General features: G+C 40.0%; 18 protein-coding genes and 1 pseudogene. 4 read left to right on the forward strand and 15 right to left on the reverse strand.

The annotated features are described in order from the left end of the window. Positions 1–46 precede the first annotated feature (46 nt). Positions 47–1204: a pyridoxal-phosphate-dependent aminotransferase family protein gene (locus tag JK635_RS04570; protein ID WP_202652810.1), complete on the forward strand. Its 1158-nt coding sequence runs from the start codon at positions 47–49 to the stop codon at positions 1202–1204. Positions 1205–1757: 553 nt separating this feature from the next. Here JK635_RS04570 and JK635_RS04575 read toward each other — a convergent pair. The 10 genes and pseudogenes from JK635_RS04575 to JK635_RS04620 form a co-directional block, all read right to left on the reverse strand. Beyond that, positions 1758–2468 (reverse strand): annotated as a pseudogene (locus JK635_RS04575) (Type 1 glutamine amidotransferase-like domain-containing protein). An 18-nt stretch (positions 2469–2486) separates the two neighbouring features. After that, entirely contained in the window at positions 2487–3008 is a 522-nt protein-coding gene (gene lepB, locus JK635_RS04580; protein WP_202652811.1) for a signal peptidase I, read from the reverse strand. A 380-nt stretch (positions 3009–3388) separates the two neighbouring features. Continuing rightward, the gene (locus JK635_RS04585) at positions 3389–3799 is read right to left on the reverse strand and encodes a hypothetical protein (protein WP_202652812.1); all 411 of its coding nucleotides are present in this window, start codon (positions 3797–3799) and stop codon (positions 3389–3391) included. 228 nt (positions 3800–4027) lie between these two features. Further along, complete coding sequence (locus tag JK635_RS04590; RefSeq protein ID WP_202652813.1) at positions 4028–5413, reverse strand: sensor histidine kinase; 1386 nt, start codon at positions 5411–5413, stop codon at positions 4028–4030. Further along, on the reverse strand, positions 5410–6090 hold the full coding sequence (locus tag JK635_RS04595; protein WP_202652814.1) for a response regulator transcription factor: 681 nt from the start codon (positions 6088–6090) through the stop codon (positions 5410–5412). The genes JK635_RS04590 and JK635_RS04595 overlap by 4 nt, the downstream gene beginning before the upstream one ends. 50 nt (positions 6091–6140) lie before the next feature. After that, positions 6141–6815 carry an ABC transporter ATP-binding protein gene (locus tag JK635_RS04600; protein ID WP_202652815.1) on the reverse strand — a complete coding sequence of 225 codons (675 nt, stop codon included), beginning with the start codon at positions 6813–6815 and terminating at the stop codon, positions 6141–6143. A 1-nt stretch (position 6816) separates the two neighbouring features. Further along, complete coding sequence (locus tag JK635_RS04605; RefSeq protein ID WP_202652816.1) at positions 6817–7851, reverse strand: ABC transporter permease; 1035 nt, start codon at positions 7849–7851, stop codon at positions 6817–6819. A 161-nt stretch (positions 7852–8012) separates the two neighbouring features. Next, positions 8013–9266 carry a cation:dicarboxylate symporter family transporter gene (locus JK635_RS04610; protein ID WP_202652817.1) on the reverse strand — a complete coding sequence of 418 codons (1254 nt, stop codon included), beginning with the start codon at positions 9264–9266 and terminating at the stop codon, positions 8013–8015. 314 nt (positions 9267–9580) lie between these two features. After that, complete coding sequence (locus JK635_RS04615) at positions 9581–10033, reverse strand: DUF2269 family protein (protein WP_202652818.1); 453 nt, start codon at positions 10031–10033, stop codon at positions 9581–9583. Positions 10034–10193: 160 nt separating this feature from the next. Then, a complete protein-coding gene (locus tag JK635_RS04620) occupies positions 10194–11438 on the reverse strand; it encodes an MFS transporter (protein ID WP_202652819.1) in 1245 nt (414 codons plus the stop codon). A 412-nt stretch (positions 11439–11850) separates the two neighbouring features. On the opposite strand from JK635_RS04620, the gene JK635_RS04625 reads away from it, so the two are divergent. After that, on the forward strand, positions 11851–12084 hold the full coding sequence (locus JK635_RS04625) for a hypothetical protein (protein ID WP_202652820.1): 234 nt from the start codon (positions 11851–11853) through the stop codon (positions 12082–12084). Positions 12085–12219: 135 nt separating this feature from the next. Here the strand turns inward: JK635_RS04625 and JK635_RS04630 are convergent, their stop codons facing one another. From JK635_RS04630 to JK635_RS04645, 4 genes are all read right to left on the reverse strand, one after another. Next, the gene (locus JK635_RS04630; RefSeq protein ID WP_202652821.1) at positions 12220–13644 is read right to left on the reverse strand and encodes a sensor histidine kinase; all 1425 of its coding nucleotides are present in this window, start codon (positions 13642–13644) and stop codon (positions 12220–12222) included. Beyond that, positions 13614–14288 carry a response regulator transcription factor gene (locus JK635_RS04635; protein WP_202652822.1) on the reverse strand — a complete coding sequence of 225 codons (675 nt, stop codon included), beginning with the start codon at positions 14286–14288 and terminating at the stop codon, positions 13614–13616. The genes JK635_RS04630 and JK635_RS04635 overlap by 31 nt, the downstream gene beginning before the upstream one ends. Beyond that, entirely contained in the window at positions 14281–15258 is a 978-nt protein-coding gene (locus tag JK635_RS04640) for a YncE family protein (RefSeq protein ID WP_202652823.1), read from the reverse strand. The genes JK635_RS04635 and JK635_RS04640 overlap by 8 nt, the downstream gene beginning before the upstream one ends. Before the next feature lie 123 nt (positions 15259–15381). After that, positions 15382–15813 (reverse strand): FixH family protein, encoded by a 432-nt coding sequence (locus tag JK635_RS04645; protein ID WP_235887883.1) that lies wholly within the window; start codon positions 15811–15813, stop codon positions 15382–15384. Positions 15814–16208: 395 nt separating this feature from the next. On the opposite strand from JK635_RS04645, the gene JK635_RS04650 reads away from it, so the two are divergent. Both JK635_RS04650 and JK635_RS04655 read left to right on the forward strand, forming a co-directional pair. Continuing rightward, positions 16209–16589, forward strand: a complete 381-nt coding sequence (locus JK635_RS04650; RefSeq protein WP_202652824.1) for a GntR family transcriptional regulator — start codon at positions 16209–16211, stop codon at positions 16587–16589. 14 nt (positions 16590–16603) lie between these two features. Next, entirely contained in the window at positions 16604–17707 is a 1104-nt protein-coding gene (locus JK635_RS04655; RefSeq protein WP_202652825.1) for a DUF1648 domain-containing protein, read from the forward strand. A gap of 286 nt (positions 17708–17993) precedes the next feature. Here JK635_RS04655 and JK635_RS04660 read toward each other — a convergent pair whose 3' ends face one another. After that, on the reverse strand, positions 17994–18707 hold the full coding sequence (locus JK635_RS04660; protein ID WP_202652826.1) for a YjjG family noncanonical pyrimidine nucleotidase: 714 nt from the start codon (positions 18705–18707) through the stop codon (positions 17994–17996).

Genomic DNA, 18707 nt, shown 5'->3' on the forward strand with positions numbered 1-18707 from the left:
CTATAATTTAATCGAAGATTCAAAAATCTATGGGAGGAATTTTTTTATGTATCCGAATATTTTACGTCATCCTGGTCCTACTCCGATTCCAAAAAAGGTTCAGCTGGCGATGAACCAGGATATGATCAGTCATCGCAGTGAAGAATTTGTTCAACTTTATCGTGAGACGACAAACCGGGTGAAGCCTATTTTTGGAACCAAGCAGGAGATTATACTCATTCCATCCGGTGGTACCGCCGCATTGGAAGCAGCAGCCGTCAATACCGTTTCTCCCGGAGAAGAAGTGGTAGTGATCACCGTCGGCGCGTTTGGCAACTATTTTGTCTCTATTTGTGAAAAGTACGGCTTCAAAGTCCATAAGCTGGAAAAACCTTGGGGCGAGGCTTGTACGGAAGAAGAATTGTCTGAGTTTTTAAAACCATTAACCAATGTGAAGGCGGTCTTTGCTACCTATAATGAAACTTCAACAGGAATCTTGAATCCTGTTAACCGCTTAGCTCAAGTCGTCCGTACGCAAACAGATGCCCTCTTTATTGTCGATGGGGTCAGCTGTATCGGCGGTGCCCCTGCTGAAATGGATCAATGGGGGATCGATATTTTAGTGACAGGATCGCAAAAGGCGATGATGCTGCCGCCTGGACTTGCACTGTTAAGCGTGAGTGATAGAGCCTGGAAGGTGATCGAAAAAAATCAAACACCATCCTATTACTTAAATTTATTAAGCTACCGTGAATGGGCCGAGAAGGGCATGACACCAAATACCCCAGCTGTGTCGTTAATTTTTGGCCTATCTGCTGTTTGCGATTTGATCGAGGAGGAAGGCGGGTTTTCCCAAACTGTCACTAGACATGAACTGATGAAAAATATGGTCCGCCAAGCAATGAGGGCTCTTTCAATCGGTTTGTTGACTGCTGATGAATATGCTTCGCCAACGATTACGGCAATTAAGGCGCCTGAAGGGTTAAACCTAGGAGAATTTTTAGGTCATTTGAAAAAGAAATACCATCTTGATTTTGCTGGCGGGCTTGGGCATCTTCAAGGAAAAATCTTTAGATTTGGCCATATGGGTTACTGCTTCCCAAGTGATATTCTTCAAGCCGTGTCTTTGTTGGAAGCAGGATTACAGGATTTCAACTACTCTTTCGAACCAGGTGCAGGCGTGCTAGCCGCACAGAAAGTATTCTTGGCTGCACAGCAGAAATAAATTGTTTTTTATAGAAAAAGGTCTGTTCTTTCTATATAAAATGTCCTTTACAAACGGTACATTTCATAAGTTAGAACAGGCCTTTTAGTTATAGGTTATACATCAAGACTATGATTGCACGAGGCGAGAGAGAGATACATTTGCGACAATCTTTTATATCGGACTGCCTTCGATTCTGGAGCGAAAAATATGTCTTCATCAGCATCCTTCCAGAACATCTTATGTGAAAAAGAGCTACCATTGAGGCAGCTCCCTTCAAAATTGGTTGTTTTCTATCAAGTAATTAATTTGCTGGAAATGCCCGTGATCATGTTCAATCATCCTGCTTATGAAGGATACTTTCAACTGGTTCCGCCGCTGGTTTGTCTTTCATCCTGCTTATGAAGGACATTTTCAACTGATTCCGCCGCTGGTTTGTCTTTCATACCGCTTATGAAGGACACTTTCAACTGATTCTACCACGGTTTTGTCCTTCATACCGCTTATGAAGGACACTTTCAACTGATTCTACCACGGTTTTGTCCTTCATCACTAGTAAATCAATGATTATGTTCTAGATTTCGGCCCCCAAGTACTTTGTCTTAAGCTCCGATTCGATTATTTTTCCAGCAAACGAGACCTGGTATGCCTTGGCGTCAGGTCTTGAGCTGACAGCCTGATAAAGATCTTGCTCGATAAAATGGACTGCGGCCCCGTCATCCGCAGCTATGCCGGATTGTAATTTTCCTGTTTCTATTAACCTGTGATATGCCGGCCTTCTTTCCGCTTCCCCATCATAATGCGGACAGTTGCTGCCCTTTAAAAAACCCAAAGCTTTAATAGGTTCAAGCTGATCACCATAAGAGTCCGTTATCCCTTCTTCAAACCAGCAAATAGAACCAGCACTGATTCCTGCCAAAATAATTCCTTGATTTCACGCCTTGTTTAAAATTTTGTCGAGTCCCCATTCTTTCCACAAAACTAATAGATTCTTGGTGTTGCCACCGCCGACATAGATAATATCTTTATCTAAAATAAATCCTTCCAGATCCCTGGTGCTTGGTCTAAATAACGACAAATGAGAAGGCTCACAATTTTGGCGTTCAAAAAAATGATAAAAGTTAGAAATATAGCCATCCGCATCGCCGCTCGCAGTAGCTAAAAAACAAATTTTCGGTATTGGTTTATGAGATTGCTGCAAAATATAAGTATCGAGGAGCGGGTTCTCCGGTTCCATTGAAAAACCGCCACCGCCTAATGCGATGATTTGTCTTACTTTTTCCATTCTCATTTTCCTCCTAAATCATTTGACAACCCTGATGTCCGTTAATGGATAGAAAACAAATTCACTTTTGCCGATAATACTATCTTCATTAATATAGCCAAGCTCGTTACGGCTGTCCCTGCTGTACAAGCGATTGTCACCCATGACAAAATAATGGTGTTTCGGAACGATAATCGGCCCGAAATCTTCTGTTAACCGGCTTCCGTGCTGCTGAGCCAGTTTCAAATTATCTGAAAGATAGGGTTCTTTAAAAATCCTGTTATTGATCCACAATTGGTCATTTTTCATTTCGATCTTATCGCCGGGAAAACCAATCACCCGTTTCACATAGTTTTCTTTCGGTCCTCTAATAATGACAATATCTCCTCTTGAAAAATCAACCAATTTATTCACAAACATTTTTTCCTCATCATGAAGCGTTGGTTTCATCGAATCCCCCTTCACAATGTAAGGCGAAAAAAGGAATGTCCTAACCACAAATGTGATTCCAAGCGCAATGATGATTGACTTTACCCATCCAGTCATTTCCTTTTTAGACATTTTATCACCCCCTGATCTGATTTATCATTATTAAAAAAATTATCCAAATGAAGAACCCACCACCCTTCAATGTGATTTTTACAGATTAGTTGAATAGAAAAAAGGAAAATCAAGGTTATCTTACGAAATATATTAGAGTTAAAATTTTTGAATCATTTTCGGGAGGACATTCATAGAACAGTATTTTTTTTGGTTATTGATGACCCCCATACTGGGAGTATTGTGGTTTTTAAACTTAACAGCTATATTAAAAAGAATAAATAAGGATGAGAGTATCCAAAATCAAATCATTATTGGTTCCGCTCTTACCTTTATCATTATTTTTCTATTGATGCTGTTTTCACTATTATAATTAAAACCAATCTAGTTTCGGTCGATTATCAGATTTCCTTCATGATGGTAATCGACTTTACCTTTTTAAGTCTTATCCATTGGGTTTTCTTAATACCGTTTAAAAAATCCTCCAATTGATTATCAGAAACCGGTTCTGAACCAATTAATATTTCTGAACTAAGCGCGGAAGCAAAGATGCGATTCTCTAGAACTTTTCCATTCAGCAATTCAACCGAGATGATTTGTCCATACTTTAGTCCCTCCAAAACAGGAAATTTATTAAGAAAGTACTGATGATTATATTGGTTGATTTTTCGGTCAAGCAGCCAGTTGACCAGGACAAAGAGGCTAACTGTCATAATCAGAGCCCACCATCCTGCCGTCTTCATGAAATTAATTCCAATGAACATTAACAATGGCAAAACCAATATTTTAAACATCCAATATACAAGTTTCATAACAAACGCCCTTTTCCGATAAATATCTATATACCTATTTTCTCTAAAAATACCCGAAATGGCAATTTTTCACTAAAAAAACTGTCCAACTAAATGAACAGCCTTTTCTATTAAAAACAATAGGGGTTTATGATTGGATATAAACGGAAATAGCGCTTTTTAAACAGTAACATACTTTCGTGTAACCGTTCAGAAAGCACCAAGGCAAAAATTCCATGCTTGTCTGATTTAATTGGAATGCATCGGTAGCCTCACAACAAAAGTAGTCCCTTCATTTTCCTTACTGAAAACACGAATATTACCGTTATGCAATTTGACAATCGCAGCAACTATCGAAAGTCCTAACCCGGTTCCCTCGGTGGTGCGGGTTCTTGCTAAATCTGCCCGATAGAAACGATCAAAGATCCTGTCGATTTCCGTCTCCTTGAGGCCAATTCCTGTGTCCTTAAAAGTGACGAATACCGTCTTATCTTTTTCCTCTATCAAAATCTCGATAGTGCCATTCGGTTGGTTATATTTAATCGCGTTCGTTAACAGATTATCCCAAACGGTATTCAATAATGAAGGGTCGCCGGTGATTTCGATATCTGGCAAGGAGTAGCTTAGCATGATTTCTTTATCCCCAATTATCCATTGATAACTTCTCACTAATTCCTTTATTTGCCTGCCGAGATTAAATCGTTTTTTCTTCATAATATCTTCATTTCGATCTAGTGAGGCAAGAAGCAATAATTGCTTGGTTAAAGTCGAAAGTCTCTTAATTTCAGCATTAATAATTGAAATGTATCCAGACCGTTCCACCTGACTAATGGTGTTCTTTTCCAAAAGGTTTATATATCCCTTGATATTGGACAATGGAGATTGGATATCATGAGAAATATTGGAGATAAACTCCTTCCGCATTTCATCCATCTGTTCTAATTTTCTCGCCATTTGTAAAAAGCTATGGGAAAGTTCGCCCAGCTCATCGTGCCTAGTGATGTCGAGCTTAACATTAAAGTTGCCGCGTGCCAGTGATTTCGTTGCATTGGTTAGCTTTGAAATGGGTCTGACTAAATATTTGGTGCTAAAAACAACCAACACAATGCTCAAAAAAATCGATAATCCAAGCATCCAGGCGAATAGAAAATGCATCTCGTTAAACAGCAGTTTAATGTCCGGTCGAATGAAAAGAGCATAAATATTCCCTTTATATGTCAGCGGAACACCAATGGTATTTTTTAATTCATTGGCAAAAAAACCTGTGACAAAGGTTTTCCGAGGAAAATTCAGAATCCCATGATAAACGTTGCCAGTCAGTACCCGTTCAACTGTTGCATGAGTCAAATGTTTATCTCTGAAGGTGGCTCCAAAAAATGTTCCTTTACCGTTAGGATCAACCAAGTAGATTTGATAGCCAATGGCCGAGATGCTTTCTAGGTAATCATTCAAATCAATTTCTGAATGCTTTCCAGCAAATGTGGCAATATCCTGGGCAATTTTTGTGTTTTTTTGGTCATTATACGGTTTTAATTTTTGCTGGTAATAGACATTAGAGACGATGAAAGCAGTAGTACTGCTTAACATCATAATCCCAACAGTAATGACGATAAATTTTACATAAAGAGACTTCATCGGCCTTTTGCCTCCAGTGAATATCCGACTCCTCTTATGGTTTTAATTTGAAAATCCTCAGTTAGTCCCGAAAAACGTTCTCGTAATCGTTTAATATGGACATCCACCGTACGCTCATCACCTTCATAATCCACACCCCAAATTTGTTCAATCAAGTGGTCTCGGGAGAAAACCTGTGCTGGATGGGACATGAGAAAATAAAGCAATTCAAATTCCTTCAACGGCAAAAGGAACGTCCGATTCCCAATTGTCACTTCATAGCTTTTTTTATTAATCGTTGTATTGCCAATGCGAACAATGGCATCATCCGGTTGATGATCATATCTTCGCAGCAATGCCTTGATCCGAAAGCTTAATTCTTTCGGTTCAAACGGCTTTACTAAATAATCGTCAGTACCTGCCTGAAAGCCTTGCTCCTTATCATCAATTTGATTTTTGGCCGTTAATAGAATAATTGGAATATCATACTGCCTGCGGATTTCCTTTGTCAGTGAAAATCCATCCATAAACGGCATCATTACATCCACGACGGCTAAATGACAGATTTCCTTTTTTAAGATCCGCAGCGCTTCGGTACCGTCCTTCGCCTTAAATACTCCGTATCCCAGCTCGGTTAACTGAATCTCTAATAGCTGTAAAATATAAATATCATCATCGACAATCAGAATATTCGTCATTAACTATCCCTCTATTCGTTACGTTAAAAAAGCTCTGATAGAAACTTCTCCTACTGCACCAAACCATCACGCATTTTGACAACATGGTCCGCATAGGAAAGCATTTCTTCATCATGAGTCACCATTAGTGTTGCCATTTTCAGCATTTTCGTCAGATCCCTGATGAGGAGCATGACATCTTTTGATTTTTTCGAATCCAGGCTGGCAGTTGGTTCATCGGCAAAAAGAATTTTCGGTTTATGGATGATAGCTCGGGCTATTGCCACCCTCTGCTTCTCCCCGCCGGACAATGAAGCCGGATAAGCATCCTTTCTATGTTCCATTCCAACTAATTTAAGGATTTTGGCAATTTCCTTTTTTTGTTGACGTTTTTTCAACTTGGTATCGGCAACATCCAGCATCAGCATCAATTGTTCTTCAACGGTAAGAAACGGTACGAGATGGGCAAATTGAAACACAAAGCCAAATTTACTTGCCCGTATCTTCCGAACCTGTTCCTGGTTCATAGCAGTGATATTTTGCCCCTCAAATAATACTTTACCATCTGAGGCCGGCTGAAGTCCTGCTGCAATAGTAAGGAGAGTGCTTTTCCCTGAGCCAGAGGCGCCTACTAGTGCTGTCACCTCGCCTTCCTTAAGAGAAAGGTTGATTCCTTTAAGGATTTCGTCCTTCATTTCACCATTCATGAACGTTTTTCTAACCTTATCGATTGTAAAAATTGTCATATTAAACCTCTCCTTGTTGGATTGCTTGTAATGGTCCGACTTGCTTAATCTGAATTCCTGAAAGCGTCGCTCCGACAAACCCGATCAACAAGAATGTAAGCGACAATTGAACAGTAGTTCCCACCGTTAAACTAAACGGTAACCCTTTGGGTGCTATGAGATTAAAAACCTGGCCCAGTGCAATAGAAATAGTCAGCGCAAAAATGGTAATAAATATCATTTGCGTCCACATCATTGTAAACAGGACACTTGTTTTCACACCGATCGCCTTTAGAATTCCGTATAAACCAATTTTTTGAACGTTCATCATATAAAAAAAGATGGCAAATAACATACCGCTAATAACAACGAGAAACCAAACCATCATATTAAGTGACAGTTGTTCTGCTTTATAACTGGAAATAGTGTTCAGAAACTGATCTTTCGAAAAGGATTTTAGGCCCGTGATGGTTTCTCCGGAATCCCCGCCCGGTATGAAAATCAGCTGCATTTCCTGAATCCGGTAAATTTGTTTGTAATCGTCGATATTAATAAAGGCGACAGGTGCATGACTAAATTTGCTCTGGTCCACAAAGCCTTTGACAATAAATTTGCCATTGTATTGATTATTCGTTAGAGTATCACCAATCTTAATTCCATCACTCTCAAGCGAACGATCGAGAACAACCTCGCCTTTATTTACCTTCGAAAATAACGGCGAAGCAGTTGAAGAAACAAAAGCAACGCTCCGCTGTTTTCCAGAACCTTCATTGATAAATCCCATTTGAATGGAAAATGCTACAGCATCCTTGTGTTTTCTTAACACGCTAGTTTGGGTCTTATTACTAATTTTTGAAAGATTATAGGTTTGGTTTGCTTCCTTTGTCATGAAAAATTGACCATTTGGCAAATCCTTAATGAGTGCAGCGTTATCTTGTGATAATCCATTTGCTAAGCCAGATATAATAAATGTTAATAAACTAACTAGAAAAATGATGGAGCCCAGAATTAAAAATCGTCCTTTATTTTTCTTCATTTCTTTCCACGCCATGTTCATTTTCTTTCCCTCACTTTCCTTTTGACATCACTAGTTTATAGCCGCAATATGAACAGAAAATGAACAAGAAATTACATTTAAAGGGACTGGGCTAAGGATCCTGATGGACAAAAAATAGTGCCTGACACTATCAAAGTGCCAGACACCCAATGTTTTTTGCTTTATGCAGCTAATTTTTCTTCCTGTTTATCAAGCTTATGTCCTTCCCATCTGGAAACAACGATTGCCGCTAATGAGTTTCCGACAATGTTGACACATGTCCGGGCCATATCAAGGATCCGGTCAATCCCAGCAATAAAGGCAAGCCCTTCTGCAGGAATTCCCACGCTGCCTAATGTCGCTAGAAGGACAACGAAGGATACTCCAGGGACACCAGCAATTCCTTTTGATGTAACCATCAACACAAGCACCAAAGTAATCTGATGAGTAATGCTCATATGAATGCCGTACATTTGGGCAATAAACAACGCTGCAATTGCTTGATAAAGAGTAGATCCGTCAAGGTTGAAGGAATACCCGGTTGGAATCACAAACGAAGTAATTGCCTTCGGACATCCTAACTTTTCCATTTTCTCCATGATCCTTGGAAGGACTGTCTCGGAACTTGCGGTGGAATAACCCAACAACAGTTCGTCCTTTAGATATTTGAGAAATTTAAAAATGTTTACTCCGACAATTTTTGCAGTTATACCGAGCACCACAAGAATAAAGAAAGCCATGGCGCCATAAACGACAATCACTAGTTTGCCAAGTGGAATTAACGAAGACAAACCAAACATCGAAACCGTAACTCCAATTAAAGCAAAAACGCCAATTGGCGCCAGTTTCATAATCTGGTTTGTCACATAAAACATGGCATCAGCCGTTCCTCTAAAGAACTTTAAAATCGGTTCCCCTTTTTCTCCAATAGCCGCGACTCCGAGTCCGAACATCACAGAAAAGAATATAATCGCTAACATATCGCCATTTGCCAATGACTGAATAATATTTGTTGGGACGATATTGACGAAGGTATCGACCATTGAATGGGTTTCAGTTGTTTTCGCCGTTTCCACATAAGTATTAATATCCGTTTTGGTTAGTTGTGAACGATCAATACCTGTTCCGGGATGAAATACGTTTCCAGCAAACAAGCCAACTACAATAGCAATAGTAGTAATGATTTCAAAATAAATGAGTGTTTTTCCGCCGAGTTTACCTAACGATTTCATGTCGCCAACACCGGCCACTCCGACAATAATGCTTGAAACGACGATCGGTACAACAATCATTTTGATTAAACGAATAAAAGTATTTCCAATAGGCTGTAAAATCTCAGCCACATGCGGGTTTCCATAAAAAATAGCACCAACCATAATCCCCAATGCCAGTCCAATAAAAATTTGCCACGCTAAACTAATTTTCCTCTTTTTCATTCGCACCTCTCCAATCTTTGATGTTTTTTCGAACAATTTTTAACCCTAAAAGTATAGTAAAATAGGATTAAAATAATTTTGTCATTATATTATTATTATATTTTTTATATAAACTTTATTTTATTTGCTTTTTGTTCATTTAGCAACAATGAAGTTCCTGCCAATTAAAAATATTCTTTGGATCCTCCTGATAATTCATTTATATTAAAATAGAATTTAATAATTTTTAAAATATTTCCAATATAATGATATTTGACCCTATTAGTTAAGAAAATAAAAAAACCTGGACAGGTAAGGCCCAAGTTTGGTTAAGCTTAGAAAGGTTTTGTTATCATCAGTGCAATAATGATCATAAAAATGATGTTTTCAACATTTTCATAGAAAAACAGTTCTTTTGATAAACGGCGATATTCTTCGGGGATTTCTTCGCCTTTATGGGTTGCAAGCAGTGTTTTAATTGGTTTCGATCTTGGTGTTAACATGATTGGGCCAATTGCCAACGCGGCAAGAAAGAGCACTAAACTTGTGACATACCATCCCATCTGAAATAGGCTTGGATTCATCCACCCCATTAGCAAACCCGTCACAAGAAGCAAAGTACCGCCAATCATTACATAAATATGCAGACGATGGCGAATCGCATAAGAGTGTCTTAACTCTGTCATGTTATCTCCAGATTTAACTACTGTGGTTAGAATAAATCCTGGCCCCATGCCAATAATTGCCGAAAATATATGAATGAAAACTAAAACCTGGTAGAAACTCATTTCATATGCCACCTTCCATTCTTTTCAACAATCCATTCTATCACAAACCTTTTGGCAAAATAATTAACTTAATCACACTTTCCAGATTATTTTTTTCAAAATAAAAGGCGCCAGGAATAATTGAATTACAACATCATTCCTGACACCCATTATTCAGCCGTTATGCCCTTTCACTTTTACTCAATACAGCAGCCGAACTCCTGAATAGCGGAACAAGAAAGAGAATGCCGAGAATGAACAGCAGCGCGGTGGTTTCATACATCGCGACAAGTGAGAAAGTCTTCTTCAGCCAACCGCTCGCGGTCATCATGACCACCATCGTTCCCATAAAGATTGGGTTTAAAATTCCATTCACCCGGCCAATAAATTCAGCTTCGGTATTTTTCAAAATCATCGTATTGATTCCAATCTGTATCGCTGGATTAAATACACCGCTGAAAAATTCTGCCGCTAAAGTCAGCCAGAACAGTTTGGAAATACCCATCACGAAAAATCCGATGGCACATGCCAACATTCCAATGGCGAGCAAGATCTGCGGTGAAACTTTCTTCGATATGCCTATAGTTAAGCCGCCGCCTAATATCATACCGACACCAAACGCTGCCATCAGCCACTGCAGCTGTTCTTTCGGCAGGCCAAGTTGTTCCGTGACAAGAAACACACCAAGTGGCTGTGTTAATCCCAACGCTAGGCCCGCTGTGGCAAAACAGCCGCCGAGTAAAGTCAGCACCCTGCTTTTTAATACATACTGAAACCCGTCCTTCATTTCTTGGACTAAGCTAGTTGTTTCTGCCTTCTTCTCCATTTCAAAGTCGGCTGGCAATAAGAATAAAATTGCCGCCGAAAACAGGAATGCTACCCCCATTACGGCAATCGCAACATCTATGCCGAACTGCTGGTAAACAAAGGTGCCGAGAACTGGTCCAAGGATCATAAACAAGGCAAAAATCGTCTGGTAAATGGACATCCCCATTTGAATCAGTTCTTCTTTCACATGCAGTTTAAACAGCTTCATTCCTGACGGCTGGGAAAATTGCGAGAGAATTGAAGACACAAACGTCGCAAAGAAAATCGCTTTCCAGCTGCCAAAAACGAGCGTCAGCAGCACAACAAAAATCGAAACAGCACTGAGAAAGTCGCACCAAATCATGGTTCGTTTCGGCTTCCAGCGGTCGGCGAACGTTCCCCCGATAAAAGAAAACAGAAAAATAGGCGCAAACTCAGCAACGGAGATGAATGACACCGCCACCGGGTTTTCATTCGTTTGCTCTACAACAAATAACAAAATCGAGTAATTTCGTACCCATACCCCAATTTGCAGAAAAAGTGTCGAAAGCAATAACGTCTGAATCACTCTATTTTTAAACAATGCCCCAATTGACACATTTGAATCTGCTTTATCCATAAAGAAACCTCCTTATCCACAACATCCGGATAGGAGGTAATTTGCCGCAAAAAGTCATGGTACACCATAAAAAATGCTATACCAATTATAAAAACGCCACAATTAATCCTACCCAGAATAAATTTCGTTTTCCGAATGCTCTCTAAGATAGGATTAATTGATCATCGCCCTTTGGTCACCCTTTCAAAATAACGTAGTTATATCTTACTTGAATCACAAATGAAGTTCAAGGGGTTTTTGTAATCTTATGGAATCTTCATTACCGCCATAAGGGCAATATTTTTTCAGAAATTTCAAAGGATAATACCACCAGCTGCTTTGGCAGCTTTTACCTAATCACTGTAACGGTTCATGTATGGACAACAAAAAATTAGCAAATGCTACAACTGAATCTTACGCTGGAGGAATGCAAATGACTGATTTCTTTGACCCAATCGAGTATGACACCGGTACAGCCATCCAAACCTTTAATATCATTGATACATCAGTTAATTCCGAGGGCTATGAAGTACTGCTTGATCTTGAATTGGACAGCGGCTACGACTTGGAAAATGTAAAGATGCGGATTAGTTTTGAGGATATGCAGGCATATGATACAGAGGATATACATGAGGCCGTAAAATATGCACTAGGATTTTTTGGTTAAAAGAGGAACAGTTTAAAAAATGAAACAACCGAAAAAACAACAATGGAATATACCCCATAAGTACAATCAGTCAAAACAATCTGAAAGATAGCTGGAGCATGGGAAGATGAATAAAGATCTCTCCCCATGCTCTTCTTATCCGACAAATAGGGGCAGTTTCACCATGACTGTTGTTCCACAGCCGATATCGGAATCTATTAGGAATTCCCCATGATGTTTTTTTACAATTTGATAAACAATTGCCAGCCCCAGTCCTGTACCGCCTTCTTTTCGTGTTCTGGCGTGGTCAACACGATAAAAGCGCTCGATAACCTTTGGCAATTCTTCCTTTGGAATCCCCGGTCCCGAATCCTGAATCCTTAATACGGCAGTCATACGCTCTTTCATTAAAGTAATTTGAATCGGTTTTCCCGGAGGTGTATAGCGAAACGCGTTGGCAAGAAGATTGCTGACCACTTGCTCTAGCCGATCGGAGTCCCCATTGACAATAATTTCATCATCTAGATTCTGTATCAACTGAATCCCTTTTTGACTGGCTGTTAGTTCAAAGCGGTCAACCACATCGGTAATCAATTGGGCAAACGGCAAAGGTTCATTCCTCATCGGATAGGAATCATCCTCCAATTGTGCCAAATCTAGCAAATCATGAACGAGCCGCTGCATCCGATCCGTTTCATTGTGAATAATGGTAACATACTTTTCGACTGCCGCCGTATCTCCTGCGACCCCATCGAGAATTGCTTCCGTATATCCTTTCATATAACTAAGCGGTGTCCGTAATTCATGGGAAACATTTTGCAGAAACTCCCGGCGCTTCTGATCAACCGCCTCCAGCGATGAGGCAAGAGTATTAAAGGATGCTGCCAGGTTGCCTACCTCATCCGATTGCTGAACTTCAATCCTTTTGGAAAAATCGCCCTGGGACATTTTTTTCGAAATAGCTTCCATTTCTTTTAATGGTTTAATCAGTCGATTCGTCATTTTGTGTCCCAGCCAGAGCACGATGATCAAGAGAACAATCAATGATAGTATCAGAACAGGTCGAATGGATTTAAACGGTTCATAAACATCTGCAAGCGGCATATAAAGAAACAGTGCCCCTGCCAATTGACCATTTTTCAATAGCGGGATTGTAACCGCCAGAATATCCTGATGAAAGCGCGGATGCTCCCTGATAAAAATGACCTTTTTCCCTGCAAGCAGCTTCTGTCTTTCATCAAATGTAATTAAACTATTATCAGCAAACTCCTCATAAGGAATCCCAGCGCTTAATAGCATTGGATCTTCAGTAAAAATCACCTTGGCATCGGAACTCTCGTCTGTCCATTTGACGCGTTTGTTAAACTCTGTTTTATTGGCAGCTTGATGATAGAATTTTTTCAGTTCTTCCCCTTGCATGATCAAGATTTCTTTTTGCTTTTCAACATAAAATTTTTCATATAAGTAGTAGGTTAACCCTGTTCCAAAGATGATCGTGATGACTGCTACAATCGAAATGGTTGTCCAAATTTTCTGCTTTAGACCATAGTTTACTCCTCGAATTTGTACCCCACTCCCCAAACCGTTTTAATCAAATCACCTGAAGAGCCTAGTTTTATTCGCAGCGTTTTGATATGAGTATCGACAGTTCTCAAGGTTCCAGTACTCTCCAACCCCCACACGTGCTCTAACAGCTGCTCTCTCGAAAACACCTGTCCTTGGTGGTTAAAAAAGAATTCTAACAGACTAAATTCTTTCCTTGTTAAATTCAACCGTTTTCCTTTTACTTCTGCCGTATGACCATCCAAATCAATGATCAAATCACCAAGTTCCAGCACATGCTTTTGTGGTCGGAAATTATTTGACCTCCGCAGCAATGCCTCTACACGGGCCATTAATTCCTTAGGACTGAACGGTTTCACAATATAGTCATCAGCGCCCAATTTTAAACCGCGAATTCGATCGAGCTCCTCACTTTTAGCCGTCAACATAATAATCGGTACATTGGACACCTCACGAATTTTTCGACAAACAGCAAAACCGTCCAATGTCGGCATCATGATGTCTAGTATCACTAAATCATACGACCCTTGGCTCCAGCGGCTTAACACTTCTGCTCCATCTTCAGCGGTAACAGTTTCATAGCCTTCCTTTTCCAAATAGGAGCTGACTAACATCAGCATTTGTACTTCGTCATCTGCGATCAATACTTTATATTTACTCATTTCCCTCACCTAAAATCATCATATGTGGCCCGTTTTTCAGCCGAATTTCCCTGTTAATTGTAAATGTGGTGCGATCAATTATCGCTAGCGAGTCTCCGTCCAAACTTGACACGTAAATTCTTTGCTTGTCTCCAATAATATCATATGGGTTGGCCCCCACCTCCAAAGGCTCGCTGACCGATCTGTTTTTAATATTAATTCTGTATACGCTGCTCGAGCCGTGACAAATCGCGTATACATATGCACTGGAATCGTCTCCGTAGAAATCTACCGGCATCACCCCAACCTTTACACGGTCTACTTCCTTCCCAGTATCAGGATCGTAAATATATATATTTTCATTTAGTGACCCATAGGGTCCGTGTCCCCCGATCCAAACATAGTTCCCGTCGAAAAAGATCCCATTCGGTCTTGTCACGATGGGAAAATGAGAGATTACCTTTTTGGAACCGATGTCAATGACAGAGAGCGAGGCTGCTTTAACATTTACTACATATAAAAGATTTTTCTTATCATTAACTGCCATTGAGGTCGGAAATTTATCGGTGCTCACTTCGGCGATAACTGTATCCTTTTCAACATCGTAAAATCCGACTTTATTCTTCTTGCCATTGGAGAAAAACAGCAGGTGGTCCTTGGGCCGATATAACAGATCATTCACACCTTTGCCGGTATTCTTTAACTTTGTTAATTCACCATCTTTCAATTGAAGACGGTAGAGTGAATCTTCAAGATCCCCAGCCAAAATAATCGTATCTTGATTGATTTTTTCCATAGCGGTAATTCGGAAGTTTAATTTACTTACCTCCGATTTTCCCTTTTGTAAATCAACGAAGGAGATTTCTGGCTTTTTCAAATTGGAGACAATTAACATATTGTTCATGGATGGAGGGACTGGGATTTCTTCCTTACTACAGCCTGCCAGAAGTATGAAACAAATGATAAAAGAAATGATGCCGATCCTTTTCATCGAATCCCCTCAATCTTCCTTTATTATATATGAAGAAGACGCCTGATCATGAAACCAGGCGTAAATATTTGTGAACAGTTAATGTCCCTCATGATGTTCTGCTTCATGGGCTTGGTCGGTTGTTCATTTTTGCTGATCAGCACTGACATCACCTACGGTAAATTCCTTTTTTGGCATGTTGTGCATATCTCTTGCCGTTACATGGGAAATAGCGTAATAGACGCCAGACTCCGAAAAGCTTTTGGTAATCGAATAGACCCCATTTCCTTTCGACTCACCTTTGATCTTTTCGTGTTTTTCTTGTCCGTCCTTCCAGACCTCAAATACCACTTCATCCGCATCGTCAACTTTTTCTTTACCTTGCGTCACCGTTGCACTGATTGTAACTTCTTTATTGGGCTGTGGATGCTCTGGGTCAATTTTCAAGGTCACATCTATCATTTCCGGCATCCCCTGATCTTGGCTGCTCTGATTTTTTTCCTTTGCCGTACCGCAACCTGCAGCGATAATCATGATCGTTCCTATTAATAGCATAAGCAGCGATTTCCTTCTCATATTTCCACCCTTTGTCTAGTTTTAATATTGAATTAGCTGTCTGCCTTTGCAGTATAAAACATATTTGTGAAATCCCTGTGAAGTATTGTGAAAATTTTATTATTTCCACAGTCTTAATTCGTATACGTCGATACTTACAGTTGGATGCGCGTTACTTACGGATGAGGGCTGCCTTTACTTGCCGATGGAGCCGCGCTACTTGCGATTAGGTAATCTTTTCTTGCGGATGGAGTTGCGTTACTTACGATGGGAACATTTACTTGCGGATGGAGTTGCATTACTTGCTGCTGGCCGCATGTTACTTTGGGCAGCAGGTTTTTGCTATTTCATATTGACATTATGTTATAATTGTTATACTATTAATATAACAGATAACACAAAGGAGGGTGGTGCATGTGTTTATTACACTTGACCTGGAATCGGAGGAACCAATTTATACACAGTTAAAGAATCAAATTATCGCCGGTATTGCGAAAAAAGAACTGAGTCCTGGTGAAGCCTTGCCGTCTGTTCGAGCGCTGGCCGCGGATCTCGGAATAAATCTTCATACTGTTAACAAAGCTTATCAGCAGTTAAAGCAGGAGGGATTTATTTTAATCCACCGCCAAAAGGGAGTCGTGATTAATCCCGATGGAGTTCCAAAAGCAGATGCGGTTTACTGGACAGAGCTTTCAGCCAAGATTCGCCCTTTGATCGCGGAATCCGTTTGCAAAGGGGTTTCCGAAGCAGAGTTTCAAGAACTATGTCATCAAATTTTTGCCGAATTTTATCAATAAAGGAGTGATTGACCATGAATTCTTCAATGATCTTATTATTATTGGTAATAATGGTTCCCATGTATATTGCCCTAATTTTTGTACCTTATTGGACGCGAAAAACTGAAAGCTTTGGGGTGTCCATCCCTGAAGAAGCATTTGAGCGGGCCGATCTAAAAAAAATGCGTAAAACATACGCCTGGTTAACAAGCATGCTAGCTGTTATCATGACAGCTGTTCTTTTGCTTACTGCCAGGGGACAGGACGAAAATTTCGTCGGTATTTTATTTGCGATTTTAATTAGTGCTTATATTTTGGCAAGTTTTATCGTCTACCTTATTTTTCACAGGCAAATGAAAGAGCTTAAAAGTCGATATCCGGAATGGACGAAAAAGCCGCAGGTTATTACCGTTAATACACAATTTCGCCGCCAAAAACTGACTTACTCGAACTACTGGTATATCATTCCATTCCTGATTTCAATCGTGACCATTGTAATAACACTTATAAACTATCAGCAAATTCCTGCGAGATTTCCAATGCAATATAACTTCAGCGGTGAAGTAACCAACTGGGGAACGAAATCATACCGTTCAGTTATGCTGATGCCAATTATCCAAATCTATTTAACTTTGTTGTTTTTGTTTATCAATGTCATTATCTCGAAAGCAAAGCAGCAGGTTTCTGCAGAAAATCCGGAAGAGTCACTAAAACATAATATTATTTTTAGAAGAAGATGGTCGCTGTTTACACTTTTAATGGGTACCGGCCTAATTGCTATGTTGATGCTGCCACAGTTGGCACTGATCTATCCGATAAATACACAATTACAGCTTTACGTACCAATCGTATATGTGATTCTTGTTTGTGCGGGCTCGATCATTTTATCTGTCACTACCGGTCAAGGCGGCAGCAGAATAGGGAAAAAGGCTGCAATGGAAAATGGGAAAGTGATTGACCGCGACGATGACCGTTATTGGAAGCTTGGAGTGTTCTACTTTAATCCGAAAGACCCAGCAATCTTTTTGGAAAAACGCTTTGGCGTTGGCTGGACAAATAACTGGGCCCACCCGCTTTCATGGATTTTTATCATCGTCGTCATTGGTCTTGCATTTGGTTTGCCGTTTTGGCTGAAATAATCTTAAGACGTATCTGGCTTTTTGGTGATCAATCAAGGAGGGAAAGACAAAGGATAAAGAAATAATAGTCATAGGTGCTGAAACAAAGTATCCACTTAATGGAAGTTAGGATATTTCAACTAAGGGGCTGTCCGAAAAGTGGTTTTTCAGCCCGAAAATTAAAAATAGAAAAACCCAAGAATGTTGATTTTATGGCATTCTTGGGTTTTATTTTCGGTGTTTTTTACTCAAAAATAGACTTTCTGGACAGCCCCTTTTGAATGACTGGTTATCGCATAACGTTTTTTCATGAAGATGCCGTTAACAGATAATCCATGTTATCAACTATTTCCAAGAGATCCTGCAGTCTGTGAATTTCATAAGTTGGCTTTATACCACTTGTGTTTTTCTTATGGTGCGGATTGAACCAACATGTGTCGAGCCCAAAATTCAATCCACCCTGAATATCGGAAGTCAGCGAATCCCCGACCATCAGTACTCTGTCTTTGTCAGCAATTCCTAATTTGCAAAAAGCATACTCAAAAATACCCGTTTCCGGCTTTTGAAAACCGGCTTCCTCCGAGACAATAATCTGTTCAAAAGTATCAGCCAAAGACGAACCGGCAATTCTAGCTTTCTGTGCCTGACCAAAACCGTTCGTAATCACTGCCAGTTGGAAGTCTTCAAGACTGTTGCATAATTCCTCCGCTCCCGGGACTAGATAGGTTCCTTGACCCAAATATTCCAAAAACACGCGAGAAAACTCAGTGGCATCGATTTTAAGTCCATGGTGAACGAACAACCGCCTAAATCTTTCTACTCCTAACTCCTGCAGTGTAATAAGCCCCTTTTCCAAATCCCGCCACAATGGCTTATTAAATTCCTTATAACTCATTTTGAACTGCGTGGCCCCTGAAGGCAAGCCAAATTGTTCAAAGGCCTTTCGCAGAGCATGATCCTCGGCCTTACCAAAATCAAACAAGGTATCATCAATATCAAATATAATTGTTTCGTATTTCAT

Source organism: Neobacillus paridis, assembly GCF_016765675.1.
In the GTDB taxonomy this organism is placed as follows: Bacteria; Bacillota; Bacilli; order Bacillales; family Cytobacillaceae; genus Neobacillus; species Neobacillus paridis.